This is a genomic window from Rhodococcus sp. G6(2025) (assembly GCF_058628105.1).
Window position 1 is genome coordinate 2,129,205 of the sequence record NZ_CP179750.1, and the last position, 24,167, is coordinate 2,153,371.

General features: G+C 68.1%; 22 protein-coding genes. 14 read left to right on the top strand and 8 right to left on the bottom strand.

Going from position 1 to position 24,167, the window contains the following annotated elements; genetic code table 11:
- Window position 1 precedes the first annotated feature (1 nt).
- Entirely contained in the window at window positions 2-1,654 is a 1,653-nt protein-coding gene (pgi, locus tag ACLIVD_RS09600; protein WP_283354047.1) for a glucose-6-phosphate isomerase, read from the bottom strand.
- 69 nt (window positions 1,655-1,723) lie between these two features.
- Here pgi and ACLIVD_RS09605 point away from each other — a divergent pair, with 69 nt between their 5' ends.
- Window positions 1,724-3,178, top strand: coding sequence for an NAD-dependent succinate-semialdehyde dehydrogenase (locus ACLIVD_RS09605; RefSeq protein WP_283354046.1), 1,455 nt, complete (start codon window positions 1,724-1,726; stop codon window positions 3,176-3,178).
- Between the two features lie 38 nt (window positions 3,179-3,216).
- Here ACLIVD_RS09605 and ACLIVD_RS09610 read toward each other — a convergent pair whose 3' ends face one another.
- Window positions 3,217-3,513 (bottom strand): chorismate mutase, encoded by a 297-nt coding sequence (locus ACLIVD_RS09610; protein ID WP_005238528.1) that lies wholly within the window; start codon window positions 3,511-3,513, stop codon window positions 3,217-3,219.
- Between the two features lie 273 nt (window positions 3,514-3,786).
- On the opposite strand from ACLIVD_RS09610, the gene pcrA reads away from it, so the two are divergent.
- On the top strand, window positions 3,787-6,273 hold the full coding sequence (pcrA, locus tag ACLIVD_RS09615) for a DNA helicase PcrA (RefSeq protein WP_317567960.1): 2,487 nt from the start codon (window positions 3,787-3,789) through the stop codon (window positions 6,271-6,273).
- Between the two features lie 76 nt (window positions 6,274-6,349).
- On the opposite strand, the gene ACLIVD_RS09620 is transcribed toward pcrA, so the two are convergent.
- Complete coding sequence (locus tag ACLIVD_RS09620; protein ID WP_283354044.1) at window positions 6,350-7,411, bottom strand: M23 family metallopeptidase; 1,062 nt, start codon at window positions 7,409-7,411, stop codon at window positions 6,350-6,352.
- A gap of 230 nt (window positions 7,412-7,641) precedes the next feature.
- Here ACLIVD_RS09620 and ACLIVD_RS09625 point away from each other — a divergent pair, with 230 nt between their 5' ends.
- From ACLIVD_RS09625 to sucD, 3 genes are all read left to right on the top strand, one after another.
- Window positions 7,642-9,594: a hypothetical protein gene (locus ACLIVD_RS09625; protein WP_491932364.1), complete on the top strand. Its 1,953-nt coding sequence runs from the start codon at window positions 7,642-7,644 to the stop codon at window positions 9,592-9,594.
- A 169-nt stretch (window positions 9,595-9,763) separates the two neighbouring features.
- Window positions 9,764-10,933, top strand: coding sequence for an ADP-forming succinate--CoA ligase subunit beta (gene sucC, locus ACLIVD_RS09630; protein WP_005238541.1), 1,170 nt, complete (start codon window positions 9,764-9,766; stop codon window positions 10,931-10,933).
- A 15-nt stretch (window positions 10,934-10,948) separates the two neighbouring features.
- The gene (gene sucD / locus ACLIVD_RS09635; RefSeq protein WP_005238543.1) at window positions 10,949-11,851 is read left to right on the top strand and encodes a succinate--CoA ligase subunit alpha; all 903 of its coding nucleotides are present in this window, start codon (window positions 10,949-10,951) and stop codon (window positions 11,849-11,851) included.
- Between the two features lie 60 nt (window positions 11,852-11,911).
- On the opposite strand, the gene ACLIVD_RS09640 is transcribed toward sucD, so the two are convergent.
- The gene (locus ACLIVD_RS09640; RefSeq protein WP_317567962.1) at window positions 11,912-12,538 is read right to left on the bottom strand and encodes an IMPACT family protein; all 627 of its coding nucleotides are present in this window, start codon (window positions 12,536-12,538) and stop codon (window positions 11,912-11,914) included.
- Between the two features lie 126 nt (window positions 12,539-12,664).
- Here ACLIVD_RS09640 and ACLIVD_RS09645 point away from each other — a divergent pair, with 126 nt between their 5' ends.
- From ACLIVD_RS09645 to purH, 4 genes are all read left to right on the top strand, one after another.
- The gene (locus ACLIVD_RS09645) at window positions 12,665-13,735 is read left to right on the top strand and encodes a DUF5336 domain-containing protein (RefSeq protein ID WP_283354041.1); all 1,071 of its coding nucleotides are present in this window, start codon (window positions 12,665-12,667) and stop codon (window positions 13,733-13,735) included.
- Window positions 13,736-13,847: 112 nt separating this feature from the next.
- Window positions 13,848-15,371, top strand: coding sequence for a cell division protein PerM (locus ACLIVD_RS09650; protein WP_491932365.1), 1,524 nt, complete (start codon window positions 13,848-13,850; stop codon window positions 15,369-15,371).
- A 68-nt stretch (window positions 15,372-15,439) separates the two neighbouring features.
- A complete protein-coding gene (gene purN / locus ACLIVD_RS09655; RefSeq protein ID WP_280784114.1) occupies window positions 15,440-16,105 on the top strand; it encodes a phosphoribosylglycinamide formyltransferase in 666 nt (221 codons plus the stop codon).
- Window positions 16,098-17,654, top strand: a complete 1,557-nt coding sequence (gene purH, locus ACLIVD_RS09660; RefSeq protein WP_280784113.1) for a bifunctional phosphoribosylaminoimidazolecarboxamide formyltransferase/IMP cyclohydrolase — start codon at window positions 16,098-16,100, stop codon at window positions 17,652-17,654. Before purN ends, purH begins: the two co-directional genes overlap by 8 nt.
- A 55-nt stretch (window positions 17,655-17,709) precedes the next feature.
- On the opposite strand, the gene ACLIVD_RS09665 is transcribed toward purH, so the two are convergent.
- A complete protein-coding gene (locus ACLIVD_RS09665) occupies window positions 17,710-17,943 on the bottom strand; it encodes a hypothetical protein (protein WP_005238564.1) in 234 nt (77 codons plus the stop codon).
- A 402-nt stretch (window positions 17,944-18,345) separates the two neighbouring features.
- Here ACLIVD_RS09665 and ACLIVD_RS09670 point away from each other — a divergent pair, with 402 nt between their 5' ends.
- A complete protein-coding gene (locus ACLIVD_RS09670) occupies window positions 18,346-19,209 on the top strand; it encodes a hypothetical protein (protein WP_283354039.1) in 864 nt (287 codons plus the stop codon).
- Between the two features lie 204 nt (window positions 19,210-19,413).
- On the top strand, window positions 19,414-20,508 hold the full coding sequence (locus ACLIVD_RS09675) for an N-acetylmuramoyl-L-alanine amidase (RefSeq protein ID WP_283354038.1): 1,095 nt from the start codon (window positions 19,414-19,416) through the stop codon (window positions 20,506-20,508).
- Here the strand turns inward: ACLIVD_RS09675 and ACLIVD_RS09680 are convergent, their stop codons facing one another.
- Together ACLIVD_RS09680 and ACLIVD_RS09685 are read right to left on the bottom strand one after the other, a co-directional pair.
- A complete protein-coding gene (locus ACLIVD_RS09680) occupies window positions 20,509-21,474 on the bottom strand; it encodes an alpha/beta hydrolase (RefSeq protein WP_283354037.1) in 966 nt (321 codons plus the stop codon).
- 17 nt (window positions 21,475-21,491) lie between these two features.
- Window positions 21,492-22,064 carry a DUF4126 domain-containing protein gene (locus ACLIVD_RS09685; RefSeq protein ID WP_317567966.1) on the bottom strand — a complete coding sequence of 191 codons (573 nt, stop codon included), beginning with the start codon at window positions 22,062-22,064 and terminating at the stop codon, window positions 21,492-21,494.
- Window positions 22,065-22,228: 164 nt separating this feature from the next.
- Here ACLIVD_RS09685 and ACLIVD_RS09690 point away from each other — a divergent pair, with 164 nt between their 5' ends.
- Window positions 22,229-22,540: a hypothetical protein gene (locus ACLIVD_RS09690; RefSeq protein WP_280784108.1), complete on the top strand. Its 312-nt coding sequence runs from the start codon at window positions 22,229-22,231 to the stop codon at window positions 22,538-22,540.
- An 8-nt stretch (window positions 22,541-22,548) separates the two neighbouring features.
- On the opposite strand, the gene ACLIVD_RS09695 is transcribed toward ACLIVD_RS09690, so the two are convergent.
- Complete coding sequence (locus ACLIVD_RS09695) at window positions 22,549-23,193, bottom strand: winged helix-turn-helix transcriptional regulator (RefSeq protein ID WP_280784107.1); 645 nt, start codon at window positions 23,191-23,193, stop codon at window positions 22,549-22,551.
- 136 nt (window positions 23,194-23,329) lie between these two features.
- Between ACLIVD_RS09695 and ACLIVD_RS09700 the strand changes: the two genes are divergently transcribed.
- Both ACLIVD_RS09700 and ACLIVD_RS09705 read left to right on the top strand, forming a co-directional pair.
- Window positions 23,330-23,743: a VOC family protein gene (locus ACLIVD_RS09700; RefSeq protein WP_283331539.1), complete on the top strand. Its 414-nt coding sequence runs from the start codon at window positions 23,330-23,332 to the stop codon at window positions 23,741-23,743.
- A complete protein-coding gene (locus ACLIVD_RS09705; protein WP_280784105.1) occupies window positions 23,740-24,156 on the top strand; it encodes a DoxX family protein in 417 nt (138 codons plus the stop codon). The genes ACLIVD_RS09700 and ACLIVD_RS09705 overlap by 4 nt, the downstream gene beginning before the upstream one ends.
- Window positions 24,157-24,167: the final 11 nt, after the last annotated feature.

A 24,167-nucleotide genomic window follows, 5' to 3' on the forward strand; every position in this document is an offset into this window, starting at 1 on the left:
ATCAGGCCCGTCCGCGCTGACGGCGGTACCAGCGCACCAGGCTGTCCGTCGACGAATCGCTTTGCGTGGCCGGTTCTTCCGCCGCGGTGAGCACCGGCTGCAACTCGACGGCCTGCGTCTTGCCGAGCTCGACACCCCACTGGTCGAACGAGTCGATGCCCCACACGACGCCCTCGACGAATACCTGGTGCTCGTACAGGGCGATCAGCTGTCCGATCACCGACGGGGTGAGCTTCGGCGCGAGGATCGTGGTGGACGGCCGGTTGCCGGGCATGACCTTGTGCGGCACCAGATGTTCGGGCGTTCCCTCGGCCGCGATCTCCTCGGCCGTCTTGCCGAACGCCAGGACCTTCGTCTGGGCGAAGAAGTTGCTCATCAGCAGGTCGTGCATGCTGCCGGTGCCGTCCGCCGTGGGCAGGTCGTCGGTGGGTTCGCCGAAACCGATGAAATCGGAGGGGACGAGCCGCGTGCCCTGGTGCAGGAGCTGGTAGAAGGCGTGCTGCCCGTTGGTTCCGGGTTCGCCCCAGAAGATCTCACCGGTGGACGTGGGGACGGGTGTGCCGTCGGCGCGCACCGACTTGCCGTTCGATTCCATCGTCAACTGCTGCAGATAGGCCGCGAACCGCATGAGGTCGTTGGAATAGGGCAGCACGGCACGGGATTCGGCGCCGAAGAAGTTCGAGTACCAGAGGCCGATCAGGCCGAGCAGGACCGGCGCGTTCTCCTCGAGCGGCGCCGTCCGGAAGTGTTCGTCCACGGCATGGAAGCCGGCGAGGAACTCCGCGAAACGCTCCTTGCCGATCGCCGCCATCACCGACAGCCCGATGGCGGAATCGACCGAGTACCGGCCACCCACCCAATCCCAGAATCCGAACATGTTGGCCGTGTCGATTCCGAACTCCGACACCCGATCCGCGTGCGTCGAGACGGCGACGAAATGCTTTGCGACCGCTTCGTTTCCGAGGCCGAGACCGCCCAGCAGCCACCGACGCGCGGCGGTGGCGTTGGTGAGCGTCTCGAGCGTCGAGAACGTCTTGGACGCCACGATGAACAGGGTGGTGGCCGGGTCGAGGCCCTGCAGGCTGCGCACCAGGTCGGCGGGGTCGACGTTGGAGATGAACCGGACGCTGATGCCCGCGTCGGCGTAGTGCCGCAGCGCGCGGTACACCATCACCGGACCCAGATCCGATCCGCCGATACCGATGTTGACGACGGTCTTGATTCGCTCGCCCGTCGCGCCGCGCCATTCACCGGAGCGCACCCGATCCGTGAAGTCGCCCATGCGGTCGAGGACCTCGTGGACGTCGGCGACGACGTCCTGCCCGTCGACGACGAGAGACGCGTCGGCGGGCAGCCTCAGCGCCGTGTGGAGGACGGCGCGGTCCTCGGAGGTGTTGATGTGCTCGCCCGCGAACATCGCGTCCCGGCGTGCCTCCAGGTCGGCACTGCGGGCCAGTTCGAGGAGCAACCCGATGGTGTCGCGGTCGATGCGGTGCTTGCTGTAGTCGATGTACAGGTCGCCGGCCGAGACGGTGAGCTCCTGCCCGCGTGCCGGGTCCTTCTCGAAGAGTTCTCGAAGATGGACGGACTGAATCTGAGCGTGATGATCACGCAATTTCTGCCAGGCAGCGGTTCCGGTGATGTCTGAGCTCACGAGATTTGAGCTTAATGCCCGCGCGTCGAAACTTCCGTGCGAACTTCGGTGCGGCGCATGATGGACGTCATGGATGCTGTCGAACTCATGCGAACCGTTCCCACAACCCTCTTCCTCGGCGGCGAGAAGCGTGACGCCGAGAACGGCGCCACGTTCACCGTTTTCGACCCCGCCACCGGTGACGCGCTCACCGAGGTCGCGGACGCCAGTCCCGCCGACGCGATGAAAGCGCTCGACGCCGCGGTCGCGGTGCAGCGGGAGTGGGCGGCGACGCCGGCACGTGACCGCGGGGAACTGCTCCGCGCGGTGTTCGAGAAGATCACGGCCCGGGCCGACGACTTCGCGCTGCTGATGACGCTGGAGATGGGCAAGGCGCTGCCGGAGAGCGCGGCGGAGGTCAAGTACGGCGCCGAGTTCTTCCGGTGGTTCAGCGAGGAGGCCGTGCGTATCGCCGGCCGCTACACACCGGCACCCGCGGGGAACGGACGCATCCTGGTGACCAAGCAACCCGTCGGGCCGTGTCTGGCGATCACACCGTGGAACTTCCCGCTCGCGATGGGCACCCGCAAGATCGGACCCGCACTGGCGGCCGGCTGCACGATGATCGTCAAACCCGCCTCCGAGACTCCGTTGACGATGCTCCTGCTCGCCGAGGTGATGGCCGACGCGGGGCTCCCGAAGGGCGTGCTGTCCGTGCTGCCGACGTCGAAGTCGGGGGAGGTGACCGGTCCACTGCTCGACGACCCCCGGCTACGGAAGCTCACGTTCACCGGCTCGACCGGGGTCGGCCGGATGCTCGTCGAGAAGTCGGCGAAGGGGCTGCTGCGCACGTCCATGGAACTCGGCGGGAACGCGCCGTTCGTGGTCTTCGACGACGCCGACGTGGACAAGGCGGTGGCGGGCGCCGTCCTCGCCAAGATGCGCAACGGCGGCGAGGCCTGCACCGCGGCCAATCGCTTCCACGTCGCGAACAGTGTGCGGGAGGAGTTCACCGCGAAGCTCGTCGACAAGCTGTCCTCGTACACGCTCGGACCCGGCACGGATTCCGACACGACGCTCGGCCCGCTGATCAACGCGGACCAACTCGAGAAGGTCGGGGAACTGGTGCAGGACGCCGTCGGCGCCGGTGCCCGGGTGCGGCTCGGCGGGGTCGCACCGGAAGGTCCCGGTTACTTCTACCCGGCGACCGTGCTGGACGAGATCCCCGCGCAGGCTCGGATCCTGAAGGAGGAGGTGTTCGGGCCGGTGGTCGCGATCGCCGGGTTCGACACCGAGGAGGAGGGCATCGCCGCGGCCAACGACACGGAGTTCGGCCTGGCGTCGTACATCTTCACCCGGGATCTGGACCGTGCACTCCGGGTGGCCGACGCCCTCGAATCGGGCATGGTCGGCATCAACCGGGGAGTCATCTCGGACACCGCTGCCCCCTTCGGCGGCGTCAAAGCGTCAGGCTTCGGGCGCGAAGGGGGCAGTGAAGGCATCGAGGAGTACCTGGAGACCAAGTACGTGGCACTCGAGCCGTAGCGACCGCCGTCGGGGGACGGGCGGGCCGCTTCGGGAAATCAGTGACCGAGGCGGCCGCGCCCGAGGCGCAGCAGCAGCATGGCGAGTGTGTGGCCTTCCTGGCCGAGCTCGTTGAACCGCTCGAGCACCTTCATCTCACGGCTGTGGACGAGGCGGGGACCGCCGGACGCCATCCGGGTGCGCCCGATGAGCTGCGAGACCTCTGCGCGGCGCTTGATAGCGGCGAGAATCTCGGCGTCGAGCTTGTCGATCTCCTGGCGGAGAACCTCGATCTCGGCCTCGCTGGTGGGCACAGCGGTTTCCTTGGCGGCTGATGCGACGGTCTGAGTGCTCATTGGTTCGTCTCCCTCTTGTCAGAACTTGGATCGTTGTTTTGGCTCGAGTCGTTACCGATCCAGGCTCGTTTGACGAAAAAAGCCCCGGATCCGGTGCGGACCTCGGGGCTCGTGAGCTGTTCAGTTCACGGGCACCGGAGGCCGGTACCCGTAAAAAAATCGCCACAGGGGGCGCGACGGCGGACTGAACATGTGTACCAGTTTGCCATGGCGGTACCGCGCAGGCCAAGCGGCTGTGACGCTGTCGGTACACGCCGGTAAGTTTGATAGTTGATGAACACTATCTCCGGCACCGCTTCTCCCCTGAGCGCCACGTCGACTCCGCACGCCGCTGCACCGGCGCGCGCAGGGTCCGATGCGCTCCTCCAGGGCCTCAACCCACAGCAACGGGAAGCGGTCGTGCACGCCGGTTCTCCGCTGTTGATCGTCGCGGGTGCGGGCTCGGGCAAGACGGCTGTGCTCACCCGCCGCATCGCATATCTGCTGGCCGAGCGGGGGGTGATGCCCGGTCAGATCCTGGCCATCACGTTCACCAACAAGGCTGCCGCGGAGATGCGGGAACGCGTCGCCCACCTCGTCGGCCCCAGGGCCAACAGCATGTGGGTGTCCACGTTCCACTCGAGCTGCGTGCGGATCCTGCGGGCCCAGGCGGCGCTGCTCCCCGGCCTCAACTCGAACTTCTCCATCTACGACGCGGACGACTCGCGGCGACTGCTGACGATGATCGCCAAGGATCTCAACATCGACACCAAGCGCTACTCGGCTCGGCTGCTCGCCACCCACATCTCGAATCTCAAGAACGAGCTCGTCGATCCCGAGCAGGCGAGCGCCGACGCCGACAAGGATCCGGCGGAACTGCCTCGGCTGATCGCCAAGGTGTACGGGCACTACCAGCAGCGGTTGCGTTCGGCGAACGCGCTGGACTTCGACGACCTGATCGGCGAGACGGTCGCTATGCTGCAGGCGTTCCCCCAGGTGGCGGAGTACTACCGTCGACGGTTCCGACACGTGCTGGTCGACGAGTACCAGGACACGAACCACGCCCAGTACATGCTGGTGCGCGAGCTGGTTGGCGGAACCGCGGACGGCGAGGACGCGGACCACCGGGTCGCCCCGGCCGAGCTGTGTGTGGTGGGCGACGCGGATCAGTCGATCTACGCGTTCCGCGGCGCCACGATCCGCAACATCGAGGAGTTCGAGCGCGACTACCCGGACGCCCGCACCATCCTGCTGGAGCAGAACTACCGCTCCACCCAGAACATCCTGTCGGCGGCCAACTCGGTGATCTCGAAGAACACCGGCCGGCGTGAGAAGCGGCTGTGGACCGATTCGGGTGTGGGTGAGCTCATCACCGGCTACGTCGCGGACAACGAGCACGACGAGGCGTCGTTCGTGGCGTCCGAGATCGACAAGCTCGTCGATTCCGGCGACGCCAAGTTCGGTGATGTCGCCGTGTTCTACCGCACCAACAACTCGTCCCGTGCCCTCGAGGAGATCTTCATCCGGCTCGGCGTTCCGTACAAGGTCGTCGGCGGAGTGCGGTTCTACGAGCGCAAGGAGGTGCGGGACATCGTCGCGTATCTCCGAGTCCTCGCGAACGAGAACGACACCGTCAGCCTGCGCCGGATTCTCAACACACCCCGCCGCGGCATCGGCGACCGCGCCGAGGCGTGTGTGGCCGTCCATTCCGAGCAGCGGGGCATCAGCTTCGCGGAGGCACTGCGGGACGGCGGTGAGGGCCGCGTACCGCTGCTGAACACCCGTTCCCAGAAGGCCATCGCGTCGTTCCTCGAGCTCATGGACGGACTGCGGGTGCTGCTCCCGCCGGAGACCACTGCGGATGACGTCGTCCCCGACCAGCTCGGCGACATCGGCGACGTCGTCGAGGCGGTCCTGGAGCGGACAGGCTACCGCGCCGAGCTCGCGGCGAGCAGCGACCCTCAGGACGGGGCGCGTCTCGACAACCTCAACGAACTCGTGAGCGTGGCGCGTGAGTTCAGCTCCGACGCGCGGAACGCGGCCGGCCTCGTGGAACCGCCGGAGGACGGCGACGTCGACGCCCGGGACGGTGAACCCGATCCCGGTTCCCTCGCCGCGTTCCTCGAACGGGTGTCCCTGGTCGCGGACTCCGATCAGCTACCCGACAACGACGAGGGCGTCGTCACGCTGATGACCCTGCACACCGCGAAGGGGCTCGAGTTCCCCGTCGTCTTCGTCACCGGGTGGGAAGACGGTCAGTTCCCGCACATGCGGGCTCTCGGCGACCCCACGGAACTGTCGGAGGAGCGCCGGCTCGCATACGTGGGCATCACCCGTGCCCGGCAGCGGCTGTATCTGACGCGGGCCGTCATGCGGTCGGCGTGGGGCCAGCCCATCCAGAACCCGGAGTCGCGGTTCCTGCAGGAGATCCCATCGGATCTCGTGCACTGGCGTCGTGAGGACCCGGGCACCGGTATCGGTTCGGGGGGTGCGATCGGCGGTGGCCGTGCGCGTGGATCGGGATACGGCGGCCAGGGCTTCGGTGGCGGTTCCGGTTACGGCGGCGGGTCGGCGGGCACGCCGAGCTTCGGCGCCGCCCGCTCCCGCAACAACAACCTGGTGCTCACGGTCGGCGACCGTGTCAGTCACGACAAGTACGGCCTCGGCACGGTCCTCGAGACCAAGGGCGCAGGCCCGACCGCGACGGTCACCATCGACTTCGGCAGCGCGGGCAAGGTCCGGCTGATGCTGATCGGTGGCGTCCCGATGGTCAAGCTGTAGAGACACGAAAGACGACTGCGGCGCATGCAATGCATGCGCCGCAGTCGTGTGTTCAGGTGGTGCCGAGAGGTTTCGGTCAGTCCATCTCGGGGCCGAGGCTGATGCCGCGGGAGGCCAGCCAGGGGAGGGGATCGATCTTGTTCTCGCCGGCGAGGTGAACCTCGAAGTGCAGGTGCGGGCCGGTGGAGAAGCCGCGGTTGCCGACGGTCGCGATCTGGTCGCCCGCCATGACCTTCTGGCCGACGGTGACGGTGGAGGTGTTGATGTGGCCGTAGACGGTGATGGTGCCGTCGGCGTGCTTGAGGCGGACCCACATGCCGAACCCGGAAGCCGGACCCGAGTCGATGACCTCGCCGTCGGCGACGGCCACGATGGGGGTGCCGATGGGGGCGGCGATATCGACGCCTGCGTGCAGGGTGCCCCAGCGGCTTCCGAAGTTGGAGGTGAAGGTTCCCACGGCGGGGAGGACGAACAGGGGGCGGCGGGCAGCGGCTTCGCGGGCGGCGCGCTCTTCGCTGAAACGCTGTCCCTTGGCGAGCAGGTTGCTGAACTGCGACAGGTCGGTCGGGTTCGCGATGTTGAGGACCTGCGGGGCGTTCGAATCGGACGCGGCGGTGTCGGCGACCGTGGAGAACTGGGCGGCCTGTGGCTCGGCGGTGGTTCCGATGGTGCTCGACTCGTCACTGGCGAGGGCGACCTCGGAGTGGTCGGAGGAGCTGGACGATCCGCTGGTGACGGCAGCCTGGCCTGCGGCGACTACGGCGCCCGCTGCGACGGCGAGGACTGCGGCGCGACCTTTGAGAGCTGAGGGAGGAGTCGGGATGCGGTGGGCTCCGCGGCGGGAGTGGGAGGGTGCACCCTCGAAGGACTCGGAACCGCTGCGGGGGGTGAAGCCGGGAATCTCGGACTCGGTGTCGATGGTCTCGAAGCCGTTGCCGGCGTCGACGCTGTCGGGGGTGGAGCGTGTGGACTGCGAATTGCGGAAGAGCATGCGTGAAATCTCAGAACTATCGGTCTCGGGATAACGCTCGACCGACCTCGAGGGGTACGTGGGCGCGACTTCGTCGTTGTGACCCCGCAACTCGTCATCGTGGTGACTCACAAAACGGCTGGCCGTGAACTGGCTGCGATGGTGCATACGCCCGTCCCCCTCCTGCTCGTGACCTGCCTGTGACTTAGACCTTGGCGACGGTAACGAAACGGTTGCGATGCGCGCAACCTGTAACGCGGAGGAACGGCTACATGTGACGGGCATCACAAACTGAGCTGGGGAAACGTCGAACCCACTTTTCGTCTCGGTTCAATCTCGCCCCTGAATACGCGTGTCACAACGTGGGGGAGGCAGTGGGTTAGCGCTAGCGTCGGCCTGTGGCGTCATCAACTCGATCTCCGGACGGGCGTAGGGCCGAGCCCGAACGTATTCCCTCGTCCGGCGGCACCGGTCTGACGGCCGTCGAGGAGCCCGATCCCGCCCGTGCGCGCCGGGGGTGCGTGCTCGCGGTCGTCCTGGGTCTCGTCGGGGGAGTGGGAGTGGCCTCGGCGCCCGTCCTGCACGCCGTCCGTTCGGCCGACGGGGTGGCCGCGCCGTCCGCGATCGGCGCAGCCGCACTGTGGGCTGCCGTCTTCGCCCTCGCCCCATCCGTTCTCGCCGTCCTCGCGCTTCTCGCCCGGCGCACCGCGGTGGCGGGTGCGCTGCTGGCAGGTGCCGGTGCGATGTCCCTCGGCGCCGCCGTGCTCGACACGCAGCTGTGGACGGACGCCATCGACGCCAATCGACTCGAATTGTTCCGGCCCGAGACGGCGGCCGAGCTCGCCGCCGGGTCCGGCGCGTACGCCGCCCTCGGCGGACACCTGCTGATCGCCTTCGCCGGCCTCCTCGGCATGGTCGCGGTCCACCGGGAATCGCTGATGGACGGTTACGGCGACGCCCGCAGCTCCGAACAGGTCGGACGGGCGACCGGCGCCCGTGTCGGATTCCTGCCGTCCGCGGTCGCGGTGGTCGCCGCCGTCGTGCTCGTCGGCGCGCTGTTCGCTCCTGCCTTCGTGTCCGAGGATCCGGTCATCCTCGTCCCGACGGTCGTGGAGTCGGACCTCGCCGCGTCCGCAGGCGCCGGGCTGCTGGCGGCGGCCGTTCTGATCGTGGTCGCCTCCGCACTGGCGTCCATCTCGCCGCCCGTCGCGTCCGGTGCGCTCGTCGGGGCCGGTCTGGCCGCGCTCGGCGTGGTCGGGACGCGCCTGGTGGCCGGACTCGCCGCGGGCGAACGGATCCAGCCCGGGCCCGGCGCGGTGTGGGGGACCGCCGGCGCCGGTGTCCTCGTACTCGTCGGTGTCTGCATCCCGATGGTCGACCGAGCTCGCGACAGCAGGATCGTGAAGACGCTCGCCACCCCCTCGTCGTCCGCGCCGGCTCAGGGCGGCCCGGCGAAGAAGGGGGCCGTCGCCCCGTCCGCGAAGGGCGTCGCCAAGGCGGCGCTGCGAGCCGAGGCCGCCGCGGCCCGCGCTCGAATCGCCCGCTGGCACGTCGCCGCCGGGACCACCGGAATCGTCACCGCCGTGCTCGCCGCCGCCGGTGCCCTGCTCCCCGTCCTCGACATCCCGGCCGACGCCGTGCGCCCCGATGTCTACGCCACCCGGGTCGTGCTCGTCGCCGCCCTCGTGCTCGTCGTCGGCTGCGTCTGGCTGCTGCTGTCGGAGTTCGCCTCCACTGTCCGGCCCGCGGTCGGAGTGCTGTGGGTGACGATCCCGTTCTCCGTCGCCTCGGTGTCGCAGTCCGTCGTGCTCGCCACCGACGTCCCCGGAATCGGCGCCGGAATCGGTGCCGCGCTGCTGTGGTGTGCGGCCGTCACCGCTGTCGTCACCGGCGTGCTGACGTGGTTCGCCGGTTCGGCGGAACGTGAGGAGATCGACACGTCCGAGGAGCCGTCCACCTCGATCGCGGTCCTCGCGGTCGGTGGTCTCGGGGCGGTCGCCGCGTTCGTCGGACTGGGACTGCCGCTCTTCCACGGGACGGATGCACGCGGCGACGACTACGCGCCCGCGTCGTTCGCGGAGTTCCCGTGGAACCTCGACGTGTGGGGGCGCGTCCTACTGGGCGTCGCGGTGGTCCTCGCAGTGATCGTCGCCTCACGTGCCCGGCCGGCCCGGGCGGTGGCACTCCTGCTCGGTTCGGCCGTTGTGGTGGGGGTATACCTCCTGTCGTGGCCGCTCACCGCGGCCCGGGTGACCGATCCCTCAATGGGGGCCGGTGTCGTCCCGACAACGGTGGGCATAGTGTTGATTGCGGCTGCCGCGGCCCTCACGACACGCAGCAGAAATCGGTGAGGTCCGCCCCGTCGACGGCGGTGAGGCCCGCCTCAATACGTGATATCGCGTGATGTGGACCACATAGCAGACACGCGGGCGCAGACCGGGCCCGGCAACTGGTTAAAGTCCAAAACAGACCCGCTCCTACCCCTCGAGCGGGTGTCAACGCAGACGAGACGGTGAGCAGATGGATCTCTTCGAATACCAGGCGAAGGAACTCTTCGCCAAGCACGAGGTGCCGACTTCGGCTGGGCGTGTTACCGACACGGTCGCCGGCGCACGCGAGATTGCCGAAGAAATCGGCAAGCCCGTGATGGTCAAGGCGCAGGTCAAGGTCGGAGGCCGCGGCAAGGCCGGTGGCGTGAAGTACTCCGCCGACGCCGATGCCGCCCAGGCCAACGCCGAGGCGATCCTGGGCCTCGACATCAAGGGTCATGTCGTCAAGAAGCTGCTGGTCGCAGAGGCGAGTGACATCGCCGAGGAGTACTACATCTCCTTCCTGCTCGACCGCACCAACCGCACCTACCTGGCCATGTGCTCGGTCGAAGGTGGCGTCGAGATCGAGGTCACCGCCGAGGAGAACCCCGACGCTCTCGCGAAGATCCCCGTCGACGCCGTCAAGGGTGTCGACCTCGCGTTCGCGCGCAGCATCGCCGAGGCAGGAAAGCTGCCCGCCGAGGTGCTCGACGCAGCGGCCGTGACGATCCAGAAGCTGTGGGAGGTCTTCATCAACGAAGACGCTCTCCTCGTCGAGGTCAACCCGCTCGTCCGCACGCCGGACGACCAGATCCTCGCACTCGACGGCAAGGTCACGCTCGACGAGAACGCTGCGTTCCGTCAGCCCGGCCACGAGGCGTTCGAGGACAAGGACGCCACGGATCCGCTCGAGCTCAAGGCCAAGGAAAACGACCTCAACTACGTCAAGCTCGACGGTGAGGTCGGCATCATCGGTAACGGCGCCGGCCTGGTCATGTCGACCCTGGACGTCGTCGCCTACGCAGGTGAGAAGCACGGTGGCGTGAAGCCGGCCAACTTCCTCGACATCGGTGGCGGCGCCTCCGCAGAGGTCATGGCGAACGGCCTGGACGTCATCCTGAACGACGCGCAGGTCAAGAGCGTGTTCGTGAACGTTTTCGGTGGCATCACCGCGTGTGACGCGGTCGCCAACGGCATCGTCGGCGCCCTGAAGACGCTCGGTGACGAGGCCAACAAGCCGCTGGTCGTCCGCCTGGACGGCAACAACGTCGAAGAGGGTCGTCGTATCCTCGCCGAGGCCGCCCACCCGCTGGTCACGGTCGTCGGAACCATGGACGAGGCTGCCGACAAGGCTGCCGAGCTGGCCTTCGCCGCAAAGTAAAGGGACTCAAAAAACATGGCTATCTTCCTGACCAAGGACTCCAAGGTCATCGTCCAGGGCATCACCGGCGGCGAGGGCACCAAGCACACCGCGCTGATGCTCAAGGCCGGCACCCAGGTCGTCGGCGGTGTCAACGCCCGTAAGGCCGGCACCACCGTCACCCACGACGGCGGCGTCGAGCTGCCCGTCTTCGGCACCGTCGCCGAGGCCATCGAGAAGACCGGCGCGGACGTCTCCATTGCGTTCGTCCCCCCGGCATTCGCCAAGGACGCCATCGTCGAGGCCATCGACGCGGAGATCCCGCTGCTCGTGGTCATCACCGAGGGCATTCCGGTCCAGGACTCGGCGTACGCCTGGGCGTACAACGTGTCCAAGGGCAACAAGACCCGCATCATCGGACCCAACTGCCCCGGCATCATCACCCCCGGCGAGTCGCTGGTCGGCATCACCCCGGCCAACATCGCGGGCACCGGCCCGATCGGTCTCGTGTCCAAGTCCGGCACGCTGACCTACCAGATGATGTTCGAGCTGCGTGACTTCGGCTTCTCCACCGCAATCGGCATCGGCGGCGACCCGGTCATCGGCACCACCCACATCGACGCCATCGAGGCGTTCGAGAAGGACCCCGAGACCAAGGTCATCGTGATGATCGGTGAGATCGGTGGCGACGCCGAGGAGCGTGCCGCCGACTACATCAAGGCGAACGTCACCAAGCCGGTCGTCGGCTACGTCGCGGGCTTCACCGCCCCCGAGGGCAAGACCATGGGCCACGCAGGCGCCATCGTCTCCGGTTCCTCGGGCACCGCGCAGGCCAAGAAGGACGCCCTCGAGGCTGCCGGCGTGAAGGTCGGCAAGACGCCGTCCGAGACCGCTGCGCTCGCTCGCGAGATCCTGCAGAGCCTGACCGTCCAGGCCTAGGCGCTCCGCGCCCGTGCGCCTTTTTGGTAGCTCCCGCTACCAAAAAGGCGCACGGGTCGTTCAGGCATCGACCCACATCTCCCCGACCGGATCGAGTGTCCCCGTCCCCGACGTGACGGCAGCGACCAGATCGGCCAGTTCCGCCGAGTCCCTCGCCGCGAGGGTGAGGACCGCGGATTCCCCGTAAGTCGTGTCCACCACGACGACGCCCCGCCCACGCAACTCCGACTCGACGCGTCCCGCCTCGGCGTGGCCGACGGCGAGGGTGTGCAGGTGGCGCAGTTCCCTTCGCACGAGCGGTGCGGCATCGACTGCCGTGGCCACCGCGCCCGAGTAGGCGCGCACCAGTCCGCCCGCCCCCAGCTTGATTCCCCCGAAATACCGTGTCACGACCACCGTGACGTCGACGAGATCACGGGCCTTGAGTACCTGCAGCATCGGTATGCCCGCGGTGCCACCAGGTTCGCCGTCGTCGCTCGCACGCTCGACCCGGTCGCTGGGCCCGTTTCCGATGATGTACGCCGAACAGTGATGTCGCGCATCGGGATACGCGCGCCGCTGATCCTGGACGAAAGCCTGCGCCGCCTCTGCGTCCTCGACGCGCCGCAGGGCGGCGATGAAACGTGAGTGCTTCACCTCCGTCTCGAGGGTGAGATCGGCGGTGCGAGGGGCGAGGGTGTACGGCACCGGACCATTGTCTCCTGCGTTGTTCCCGCCGCTGCGTGCCGCGAGTGACGGCAGTGACCGACGGGTATACGTAGGCTAGCGTCGGAAGAGCGCACGCAGACGACCACTTGTCGACTAGGAGAAGTCATGACGTTCACGCCCGGAGGACCGAGTTACGGTCCGCCCGCGCAACCGACTGCAGGGGGAGAACCGAAAGGCCTGGGCTTCTTCCTTCTGATCGGTGTCGCAGTTCTCGGTGTCCTCAACCTGCTGCTCGGGTTCGCCCCGTACGCCACCTTGGCGCGAGAGTCCGTGAACTCGTTCGAAGCGAACACGGACGGGCTCGGCCTGCTGTTCCTCGGTGGTCTTCTCGCGGCGGTCTCGCTCCTTCCGAAGCAGTCCTATGCGGGCGCGGCAGCGGCGGCCTCCGTCGCCGGCTGGGTAGTCGCGTTGTTCGTGTACCTCAACGTCGACGCGGATTCCGGTTGGGGCGCAATCCTGATACTCGTTCTCGGCTTCATCCAGTCGGCCGTGGCCGTCGCGGCCACCCTGTTCGACATCGGACTCCTCAAGCAGCCGGCACCCAAGCCGTCCGCAGCCGCGGGCTTCGGTCAGCCCGGTCAGGCGCCGCAGGGTTACGGCCAGGGCGCCCCGCAGGGCTACGGGCAGGGCAGCCCGCAGCAGTCGTACGGACAGCCGCCGCAGGGCTACGGCCAGAGCGCGCCGCAGGGCTACGGGCAGCAGAGCCAGTCGCAGCCCGGCTACGGGCAGCAGAACCAACCCGGTTACGGCCAGCAGGGCTACGGCCAGCAGGGTCAGCCCTCGCAGGGCCAGCCCGGCTACGGCCAGGGCTACGGGCAGCCCCAGCAGCCCGGTTACGGCGCCGGTGCGGGTGCCGGGTCTGCGTCGTACGACGCCCCGACCACCGCCTACCAGCAGCCGCAGTACCAGGGGTACTCGCAGCCGTCGAGCCCGTCGCAATCCACCGGAACGCCCAGCTCGCAGTACCCGGCCGGGACCAGCTACGGTTCCGCGCAGCACGCGGCGCCTGCGTACGGCTCGCAGTCGGAGTCGTCCCCCGTCGAGCGCACGCTGGAGTACGGCGAGCAGCCGCCCACCGAGGCGAAGCCGGCCGAATCGGCGGACAAGCCCGAATCGGAGGGCTACAGCGCGCCGACCCAGGCGTTCGACACGCGTGCCGACAGGGACGACAAGTAGCGGCCCAACCAGCAAGGTGGCCTCTGACCGAACGTGGTCGGAGGCCACTTCTGTGCGGCGCGCCTGACCGCTGTCGCGGCGTCGGAGTGCCACTCTCGAGGGGATGAGTTCTTTGGTTGATCGTGCGCAGCGCGTCGCACAGGGTGCGCGACGGCGAGCCGTCGGTGACGAGGAGCGGCAAGTTCCGCGACAGCGACCCGTGCCCGACGCAGACGAGATGCGGGCGCTGCTCGCGGTCGCGTTCCGGCCGGCGGGTGTCACCGTCGTCCTGCTGTCCGCACTCATCGTCGTCACGCTGGTGGCGGCGAACAGCGATCTCACGGGAACGTTCGGTGCCATCGCGGCGTCGTGGCTGGCGATCCACCAGGTGCCGTTGACGATCGACGGCACGTCACTCGGAGTCCTCCCGTTGATCCCGACTGCGGGGATGGTGTGGGTGGTCGCCCGTGGATGCGCCGGCGTGGTGCACCCGGCGTCCTCGCGGCGGCATGCTGTGCAGGTGATCGGCGCTGCGGTGGCCGGACCGCTGGTCGTGACGGCCATCAGCCTCGCTGTCATCGCGGACGCGTCGGCGGTCATCCCGTTGTCTTCGCCGAACGCGCTCGCCGCGTTCGGATGGGTGCTGTTCGTGCACCTGCTCGCGTCGGCGATCGGTGTGACGGTCGCGATGTGGCCGACGCTGGGGGCGCAGGTTCCGTCGTGGGTCCGGGACGCGGTACGGCCGGGACTGCGCGCGTTGGCGGCGATTCTCGGTGCCGGCGCGGTCATGGTCACGATCTCGCTGCTGATGGAGTGGTCGACGGTCGGCTCGCTGCTCGAACGCGGCGACGGCGTCGTCGGAATGCTCGGACTGACGATCCTGTCGGTGCTGTACCTGCCGAACGTCGTGGTGGGTGCCGCGGCCGCGGTGATGGGAGGGACCGCGCAGATCGGGGACGTCTCGGTCAGCGTGTTCGGGAACGTCGGTGGTTCACTGCCGCCGTTGCCGCTGCTCGGCGCCGTCCCCGACGGGGTGTCGGGCGGTGCCTGGCCTGCGTTGCTGGTGATTCCCCTGCTGATCGGTGTGATGCTCGGACGCGACTGCGGACGCCGCGTCGCCGGGCAGGAAGCGCTGTTCACCGTGCTGACCGCCGCCGCGGGGGTGGGCGCGGTGACGGCGGTACTCGGCCTCGTGTCCGGCGGCAGGCTCGGCGCATTCGGAACGGTCGAGCTGAACTGGTGGGCGTTCGGGCTGCTCACGTTCGCGTGGCTCGGGCTCGCGGGCGCGGTGACGGCGGTGGTCGTGGCCTGGCATCGGAGCCGGGGCGCCGTGGACGAGGACGCCGCCGACACCGAGGACGAGGAGCCGCACCTTCCCGGCGCGGAGGAGGTTCCGGCGATCGCCGCCCCGATCACCGAGGAGCCGGTGGTCGCCGAAGACGTCGCGCCGAGTCGGGTGATCGAAGCCGAACTCGTCGACGACACCGAAGCGCCGGCAGCGCCGGTTGCACCGCAGGACACCGACTCCGACACCGAGGTCGTGGTGGATGTCGAGGTCGAGGAAGACCCGGCGACGGAGGAACCCGAGGGGTCCGGAGACGCCGGCGAGAGCCCGGAAGCCGACCTGCCCCGAGGGCCCGCAACCCCCAGCGACTAGGCTCTTGGTCGGTCGACGATGCGACCGCCCCCATTTTCGCCCGTCGTTCGATTCACCCGGCCTTTCGATTGTTCAGGAGTAGAGCGCTGACTTCCTCGCGTGACCACCTGAGGCCCACGACCGGTTCGCCGGCGCGGATCGTCGTACTCGCCTCCGGTGCGGGAACCCTCCTGAGGTCGCTGATCGACGCAACACACACGGACGGGTATCCCGCCGAGATCGTCGCCGTCGGCGTCGACCGCGACTGTGACGCGACCACCCACGCGAACGCGGCGGACATTCCCCACTTCCGGGTGAGCCTGCGCGACCACGCAGACCGTGCCGCCTGGGACCTCGCGCTGACCGAGGCCGTCGCGTCGCACCAGCCGTCGCTCGTCGTGTCGGCGGGGTTCATGAAGATCCTCGGCCCCGCCTTCCTGGACCGTTTCGGCGGTCGCATCATCAACACGCATCCCGCGTTACTGCCCGCATTCCCCGGCGCGCACGCGGTCCCCGATGCGCTGGCCTACGGCGTGAAGGTGTCGGGATCGACCGTCCACCTCGTGGACGCGGGTGTCGACACCGGCCCGATCCTGGCGCAGGAACCCGTGCCGGTGCTCGACGGCGACGACGAGTCGACCCTGCACGAGCGCATCAAGACTGTGGAGCGACGGTTGTTGGCGGACGTCATCGCCGCTGTCGCCACCCGTGGAGTTGTTTCCGATGGACGAAAGGCCGTGATCCCCAGTGAGTGAACGCAAGGCAGTACGCCGAGCGCTCGTCAGCGTCTACGACAAGACCGGTCTGGTCGAACTGGCTACGGGCCTGCACAAGGCAGGCGTCGAGCTGGTGTCGACAGGGTCGACCGCAGCGAAGATCGCCGACGCCGGCATCCCGGTCACCCCCGTCGAGGCGCTGACGGGCTTCCCCGAATGCCTCGAGGGCCGGGTCAAGACGCTGCATCCGCGGGTGCACGCCGGCGTCCTCGCCGACACCCGGAAGCCGGAGCACCTCGCGCAGCTCGAGGAACTCGGCATCGAGGCGTTCCAGCTGGTGGTCGTGAACCTGTATCCGTTCACGCAGACCGTCGCATCGGGGGCGACCCCCGACGAGTGCGTCGAGCAGATCGACATCGGCGGGCCGTCCATGGTGCGTGCCGCCGCGAAGAACCACCCGTCCGTCGCGGTCGTGGTGGATCCCGCCCGCTACGACGACGTGCTCACCGCGGTCGCCGACGGCGGTTTCACGCTGCCCGAGCGCACCGCGCTCGCCGCGCAGGCGTTCCAGCACACCGCGTCGTACGACGTCGCGGTCGCCAGCTGGATGACGTCCACACTGGTTGAACCGGGTGACTCGCAGTTCCCCGAGTGGGCAGGCGCCACCTGGGACCGCTCGGCGGTCCTGCGGTACGGCGAGAACCCGCACCAGGCGGCCGCCCTCTACGTGAACCCCGCCGCCCCGGCCGGTCTGGCCCAGGCGGAGCAGTTGCACGGCAAGGAAATGTCGTACAACAACTACACCGACGGTGACGCCGCCTGGCGTGCGGCGTTCGACTTCAGCGAACCGGCTGTCGCGATCATCAAGCACGCGAACCCGTGTGGCATCGCGGTCGGAGCCGACATCGCCGAGGCGCACCGCAAGGCGCACGCCTGCGACCCGGTCAGCGCGTACGGCGGAGTCATCGCCGCGAACCGCGAGATCACCGTCGAGATGGCCGAGCAGGTCGCCGAGATCTTCACCGAGGTGATCATCGCCCCCTCCTATGCGGACGGTGCGCTCGGAGTCTTGCAGCGCAAGAAGAACATTCGCGTCCTCCTTGCCCAGGCACCCACTGCGACGGGAATCGAACTGCGTCCCGTGTCCGGGGGAGCGCTCCTCCAGGAGCGCGACGTGCTCGACGCCGAGGGTGACGACCCCGCCAACTGGACGCTGGCCGTCGGCGACGCCGCCGACGAACAGACCCTGAAGGATCTCGAGTTCGCATGGCGCGCGTGCCGTTCGGTGAAATCCAACGCGATCCTGCTCGCCTCCGACGGTGCGTCGGTCGGCGTCGGCATGGGCCAGGTCAACCGCGTCGACTCCGCGCACCTCGCGGTGCAGCGGGCCGGTGACCGGGTGGTCGGGTCGGTGGGCGCGTCGGACGCGTTCTTCCCGTTCCCCGACGGACTGCAGGTGCTCGCGAACGCCGGCGTCAAGGCAGTCGTGCAGCCGGGTGGTTCCGTCCGCGACAACGAGGTGATCGATGCGGCCAAGGAGGCCGGCATCACCATGTACCTGACGGGTGCGCGGCACTTCGCGCACTAGCGTTCGGCAACTCTCGAACGGGTCTCGGCATCATGCCGGGGCCCGTTCCGCGTCGTCAGGCGGCTGCGGCCCCGTGTGCTCGGCCCGTGCCCTGGAGTTCGCGAGGCGAACCGGTGATGACCACGCGGGCGGCGCCGCGGCTGCGGACCTCGCTGATCAGCTCACCCAGACCGGCCTCGTGGGCGGCATCGCAGTGCGACAGGTCGAGGGTGACGGCGTAACCGGTGAGGTCGTCCGGCAGATCGAGATACGGGGGAGAAGTGGACAGTTGGTTGATACGAAGTTTCATGGGGTGCTCCTGAAAGTGAAAGGTAAAAGAAAAGGCACCCGAGGGGTTTGCCCTGGGTGCCCGAGAATGACTTGGTTGAGTCTCAACATTCTCGGGGTGCGCCGAACTTGGTGATGTGCTTGTCGGCGAAGCAGCGACGCCATGCGGGTACGGACGCGAAGAGCGCGTGAAGCTGCATCATGGCCGTACCTTTCTGCGTGTCGTTGCTGGTTGGTAGATGACCGTACATCACCGGTTGAGGGTTTGCACTTCCATTATCCAGCGGCTGCGCAGAAATGCAGGGTTGTACTCGATGTTTACCCACAGTTCTGCGCAGTGACGCTTCTGTGGATGGCGACGTGCGTTATCCACAGACCCGGAATTCGCGACGTATGTCGAGTGCCGGACTGTCAGGGTTCGACGATGGGGGAATTCCAGCAACCGTTCCGAGGATCCGAAGCGCTGCGGGACGGGCAGCTCACGCGGCACGGTTTACGTACCTACCGGCGCCTGCACCGGGACGTGTACGTGCACAGAAGTGCCGAACTGACAGCGCTCTCACGTGCACGTGCCGCCTGGTTGTGGGCCGACGGCGAAGCGGTACTCGCGGGCTTCTCCGCGGCCGCCGTACACGGAACCCGGTGGATCGGCGTAGGCGAGTCGGCGACGCTCATCCGGCGAGGCAGCCGCCGATCCGTCGACGGCATCGAGGTGCGCGCGGATGCCCTCCTGCCGGACGAAGTGTGTCGCGTGGGCGAGATGCTCGTCACCACTCCGGCGCGGACAGCCTTCGACCTGGGCCGGTGGTTGCCCGTTGATCGCGCCGTCGAGGTCCTCGACTCCCTCTGCCACGACACCGGACTGCGCCCGGCGGAGATTTCCTCGGTGGCCGGACGGCATCGGGGCGAACGTGGACTCGCGTCGCTGCGTGACGTCGTGTCGCTCGTGGATCCCGGTGCCGAATCCCCACCGGAGACACGCACTCGCCTCGTCCTGATCCGTGGAGGGCTGCCCGCACCGGAGACACAGATACCGATCGAGGATCGCCGCGGCCGCGTCTTCGCCCGTGCGGACCTGGGCTGGAGGAGGTGGAAGGTGCTCGTCGAGTACGACGGCGAACATCACTGGTCGGACGAACGTCAGCGCACGTGGGACATCGAGCGGATGGAACGGCTCGCCGAGCTCGGGTGGGTGGTGCGGGTGAACGCGGAGCAGTTGCGTCGGCGGCCGCAGGTGATCGTCGCGCGAGTGCGGGACCGATTGCGGCAGGCGGGTGCTCCGGTGTGAGTGCGCAGAACCGCAGGCCTCCTCTCGGCGTTTGCCGGCGGAACTGCGTATTCGGCCCCACACTTTGGTTACAGGTTGCTTTCGATACGGCCTCGAGCTGCCCGCGCGCACGGTGCAGCTGATTCACTCGGGGCTGATGTGACTCGAGTGGCACCTGTGGAAGGAGAGTGGCGCCCGGACTGCGACGGTGCGCCCATCCCCGTTATGAACCGATTTGCGATCAAGGCCGGCCTCGGCGCCTGCGTCCTGGGTGCGTCCGTGCTCATCCCTGCCCAGGTTTCGGCGGAACCCGCGGCGACGGCGACCGGCACCGAACTGTCCGGGATGACGGTGTTCCTCGACCCGGGACATCAGGGTTCCAGCGAGGGCCACGACCTCGCGCAGCAGGTGAACGACGGCCGGGGCAACACCAAGGACTGCCAGACGAGCGGCATGACGTCGCTCGGCGGGGTGCCCGAGCACACCATCAACTGGAACGTCTCCCAGCTGGTGAAGAGCAGCCTCGAGAGTCTCGGCGCGAAGGTCGTCCTGAGTCGCCAGGACGACACCGGCTGGGGCGGATGCGTCGACGAAAGAGCGCGTGCGGCAAGCGAATCGAATGCCGATCTCGCGGTGAGCATTCACGCGGACTCGACGGCGCAGGGCGAGGACGCGAGCAAGCACGGGTTCCACATGATCATCCCGTCGCTGCCCATCCCCGACGAGAAGGCGGACGCGGCGCAGTCCGGCGGCGGGCTCGAGGCGTCGACGATGATGCGCGACGCCTACAAATCCGACGGATTCGTTCCCGCCAACTACGCCGGCGTGAACGACGGCCTTCAGACCCGCGCCGATGTGGCCGGGCCCGCGCTGACTCAGGTTCCGCTGGTGTTCGTCGAGATGGGCAACGGTTCCAACAAGGAAGACTCCGCCCAGCTGGAGAGCACCGACGGCCAGTTGAAGCACGCGATCACCATCACGACGGGCGTCGTCACCTACCTGCTGACGGGGTCGGAGGCGGCGCCGGCCGAGGAGCTGGCAGCAGCGCCGGCGGCCACCACGACGACGCCCGAGGCGAGCGAGGACAGCGCGTCGTCGACCACCACCACGACCCCGAAGGCGACCACCCCGAAGGCGGCACCGAAGTCGACGGCACCCGATTCGGCGCAGTTCTCCGAGTTGATGGAGATGCTGGCGCCGCTGCTCGAGGTCGAGGGCCTCGACGGGCTCGAGGATCTCGTCAACGACAAGAACCTGGGGCTCGTGTCCGATCTGGCGAGCACACTGATGGCCGTGATCACCGGAGCCGGCGGGAACTGATTACAGAGCGGCGATCCAGCTGCTGAACGGTTCGGTGAACTCCGCCGAGTAGGGGAGCGGTTCCACGTAATCCGGTCCGGTGGACGGACGGTCGCCGACGTCCTTGAGGACGTGATTGGCGTTCGTCATCCGCACCGGTGTCAGCGCGGTGTGCGCGAGGGCGTCGTTCAGGCCGTCGACGTCCGCGAGCTGTACCTGGATGTCCTTGGCGGAGCAACTGGTGAGGACGGGGAACCCGGCGGGCAGCCGGCCGGCCAGTGCGCGCGGGTCGAGAGCGTCCTCCTCCGCGAGGGCCTTCGCGTTGGCATGGACCAGCCCGGCGTTCTGCAACGGTTCCGGAAGGTCGTCGGGGATCGTGCCCGACGTGCGCAGGGATTCGACGGTGTCCGCGAGCGCGAGCCGGAGTTCGTCGGCCAGTTCCACCGGCAGCTGGCCGGTGCCGACGACGGCGTCGAGTTGGCCGTGGATCTGCGTGGTGAGCAGGTCGAGGAGCCGGACGCTCAGCGGTTCGAGCAGTCCGACGGCGCGCACCCGCGACTCGTCTTCCGCGGTCGCGAGCGCGAGGGCGACGAGTCCGCCGTCGCTGTGACCGATGACGATCAGCTTCGACGGGTCGACCCCGGGTTGGGCGGCCAGGAAGTCGAGGCCCGCGGACGCGGCGTCGACGAAGGTGGTGAATCCGAGACCCCCGACTTCTTCCACCTCGTAGGGGCCGAGGGCGGTCTCGCCGCTGCCGATCTTGTCGTAGCGCAGGCTGGGGATGCCGTGCTGTTCGAGCACATCGGCGAGGTGGCGGAGCGTTCCGATGTCACCGGGGAGCAGGGCGCTGTCGCCGTTGCGGTCGGTGGGGCCGCTGCCGGCGAGCAGCAGCGCGGCGGGCGCCGACCCGTTCGCGTGGTCGGGGGTGCGCAGGCTGCCGTAGTACGTGACGGCACCGCTGTCGAACGTGATCTCGGTGTCAGGCATGGGGACTGTCTACCAGTTCACGTCGTGCGCAGTCGCCGCACCCGCTGCACCCCTCGCCACGCGAACCACAGCAGGAACGCGAGTAGCGGGATGACGAGCAGCGGAAGCAGCAGGGCGATCAGGGATGTGACGAACGAGACCACGTCTTCGATCACCGACACCACGGGATTGGCCAGTCCGCCGGTGGAGGCCGTGCTCACGGCACGGGTCCCGGTCTGCGCGGTGCTGAACGCCAGAGCGGTGGGCGCGCCGATGACGATTCCGGCGATCGCGGCGGTCGACGGGTCCACGTCCGCGAAGGCTGCCCAGGTCGCGATGACACCCGCCACGGGACCGGTGACGTTGCCGATCACGGACAGCACGTTGTCGACGAACGGGATCAGATCGGCGGTCAGTTCCACCACTGTCGCGATCGACAGCGCGACCAGCGCCCCGGTCGAACCGAGCCACCGCATCGACTCGTTCAGGGTGATCCCGAGCACCTCGAAGTGCACCGCGGCGCTGAGCATCAGCAACGGCAGGAACGTGCGCAGTCCCGACGCGGCGGCGAGGCCGAGGCCGAGCAGTCCGGGCAGAACCCAGGTCTCCATGCACGGAGTGTAGAAGCTCGGCGATCACGGCAGGCGGGCATCGCGGCCGAGATCTCAGAGAAGCATCACAGAACTCACACAATCGGCGATTAGCGTCTGCATCACCAGTTGTTCCAACGGATTACGTCCGAGGACAGCCCCCGACTCCAGGAAGGTGCCGCACCATGAACGTCGTACAGCTGACCACCGGTGATGTCGTCGCCGCCATGTTCTCCCTCGACTTCGTCGACGGCGGATTCCGCCCGGAGGCCGTCGAGCGGATTCACCGGGGAGCGATCGACGAGTGGGTGTCCGCGCTCACCGGGTCGGGTCTGTTCTCGAACCGCGCGGTCGCGGACGTGGTCCGGGCCTGGCGCCACGATCCGCGGGTCCTGCTCGATTCCCTTCTGGCGGAGGCAGATCCGGTGACACTCGAGCGCTACCGCTGCGCCTGGTGCGAGTTGGACGCCGCGTCCGCGTACGGTGCCGCCGCGTAGGCGGACCCTCAGGGGATGCTGAAGACGTCGGCGAACGTGGCGAGCAGCGCCGGGTCGCCGGTGACGGACACGCTGCCGAGAGCGATGGCGTCCTCCGGGGTGATCTCGCGCGCCATTAGTGCCTTCACCGCCGGCCCGGTCTCGATCACGAGGTCGGGCCGCTCGGCTGCGCCCTCCACGACCTCGAGTGCGCCGCGGTCGATGCGGGCGGACAGCACGATCGGCCCGAGCCGCAATTCGTAGGTGAGGGTGACGTCCCGTGCGGCGTCGGGGTGGAACGTCGATCGCAGCGCCATCACCATCGAGTCGACGGTCACGGCATCGTCCGGGTCGGGTTCGCCGAGAGTGCGGGCGCCCCACCGGCCCAGCGACTTCACGGCGTCCTCCAGGGCGTTGCCGTAGTCGGTCAGTTCGTAGACCACCGCGTTCGACGGCCGGGGCAGCGCGCGGCGAGCGATCACGTCGGCGTCTTCGAGTTCTTTCAGGCGCGCCGACAGGATGTTGGACGGGATGCCCGGCAAACCCTGCTTGAGATCCGTATATCGCCGGGGTCCGACCAGGAGATCTCGGACGATGAGCAGTGCCCAGCGTTGTCCCACGATGTCCAGGGCATGCGCGAGTCCGCAGTACTGCCCGTAAGCCTGCCGTGCCATGGTTTCAACTATAGACCGAAGTTGCCTATTGACATCAATAGGTTTCTTTTTGCAACATTGGTACGTGATCTGCTCCACAAGGTCGCACGGCTCGTCAACCGAAAACACTCGGCTCCACCGACGGAAAGAGAATTCGATGTCGACCACGATCTTCGTGAACCTCCCCGTGAAGGACCTCGGCAAGTCGACGGCCTTCTACGAGGCGCTCGGCTACCGGAAGAACCCCCAGTTCTCGGACGAGAACGCGTCGTCGATCGTCGTCAGCGAGCAGATCCACGTCATGCTGCTGACGGAAAAGTTCTTCTCCACCTTCACCAAGAAGGCCGTCGCGGACGCCACCACGACCACCGAATCCATCATCTGCATCTCCGCGGACAGCCGGGAGGCCGTCGACGCGCTGGCCGACAAGGCGCTCGCGTCGGGCGGATCCTTCTCCAACGATCCGATGGACGAGGGATTCATGTACGGCCGCAGCTTCCAGGACCCGGACGGTCACCTCTGGGAGGTCGTGTGGATGGATGTCGATGCGGCGCAGGGGCAGGAGTCGTGAGCACCGCGACCACACCCGTGACGGCGGAGTCGGGATCCGCGCGCACGGTGGGCTGGGTCCTCAGCGGACTCGTCGGCGCCTTCCTCCTGTTCGACGCGGTCGGCAAGCTCCTGAAGATCGGACCGGTGGAGGACTCGGCCGCCGAACTGGGACTGCCGATGCACATCATCGTGCCGATCGGAGTGGTGCTGCTCCTCTGCACGGTGCTCTATCTGGTGCCGCGGACCGCCCCGCTCGGTGCGGTGCTGCTGACCGGCTATCTCGGTGGGGCGGTGCTCACCAACTGGCGCGTCGAGAAGCCGTTGTTCAGCACGGTGCTGTTCGCGGTGTACGTCGGAATCGCGGTCTGGGCGGGTCTGTACCTGCGCGATCGCAAGGTCCGCGAACTGCTCCCGCTGCGCCGCGAGGACTGACCCGGGCGGGT

What these genes read in the sequence shown, in the direction of transcription:
- sucC (WP_005238541.1), top strand. Translation starts at nt 9,764, where the DNA reads ATGGATCTCTTCGAATACCAGGCGAAGGAACTCTTCGCCAAGCACGAG.
- ACLIVD_RS09685 (WP_317567966.1), bottom strand. Translation starts at nt 22,064, where the DNA reads ATGGAGACCTGGGTTCTGCCCGGACTGCTCGGCCTCGGCCTCGCCGCC.
- ACLIVD_RS09665 (WP_005238564.1), bottom strand. Translation starts at nt 17,943, where the DNA reads ATGAAACTTCGTATCAACCAACTGTCCACTTCTCCCCCGTATCTCGAT.
- ACLIVD_RS09620 (WP_283354044.1), bottom strand. Translation starts at nt 7,411, where the DNA reads ATGCACCATCGCAGCCAGTTCACGGCCAGCCGTTTTGTGAGTCACCAC.
- ACLIVD_RS09675 (WP_283354038.1), top strand. Translation starts at nt 19,414, where the DNA reads ATGAACCGATTTGCGATCAAGGCCGGCCTCGGCGCCTGCGTCCTGGGT.
- ACLIVD_RS09700 (WP_283331539.1), top strand. Translation starts at nt 23,330, where the DNA reads ATGTCGACCACGATCTTCGTGAACCTCCCCGTGAAGGACCTCGGCAAG.
- ACLIVD_RS09670 (WP_283354039.1), top strand. Translation starts at nt 18,346, where the DNA reads ATGGGGGAATTCCAGCAACCGTTCCGAGGATCCGAAGCGCTGCGGGAC.
- ACLIVD_RS09610 (WP_005238528.1), bottom strand. Translation starts at nt 3,513, where the DNA reads ATGAGCACTCAGACCGTCGCATCAGCCGCCAAGGAAACCGCTGTGCCC.
- ACLIVD_RS09605 (WP_283354046.1), top strand. Translation starts at nt 1,724, where the DNA reads ATGGATGCTGTCGAACTCATGCGAACCGTTCCCACAACCCTCTTCCTC.
- ACLIVD_RS09690 (WP_280784108.1), top strand. Translation starts at nt 22,229, where the DNA reads ATGAACGTCGTACAGCTGACCACCGGTGATGTCGTCGCCGCCATGTTC.
- pcrA (WP_317567960.1), top strand. Translation starts at nt 3,787, where the DNA reads ATGAACACTATCTCCGGCACCGCTTCTCCCCTGAGCGCCACGTCGACT.
- ACLIVD_RS09645 (WP_283354041.1), top strand. Translation starts at nt 12,665, where the DNA reads ATGACGTTCACGCCCGGAGGACCGAGTTACGGTCCGCCCGCGCAACCG.
- ACLIVD_RS09695 (WP_280784107.1), bottom strand. Translation starts at nt 23,193, where the DNA reads ATGGCACGGCAGGCTTACGGGCAGTACTGCGGACTCGCGCATGCCCTG.
- sucD (WP_005238543.1), top strand. Translation starts at nt 10,949, where the DNA reads ATGGCTATCTTCCTGACCAAGGACTCCAAGGTCATCGTCCAGGGCATC.
- ACLIVD_RS09680 (WP_283354037.1), bottom strand. Translation starts at nt 21,474, where the DNA reads ATGCCTGACACCGAGATCACGTTCGACAGCGGTGCCGTCACGTACTAC.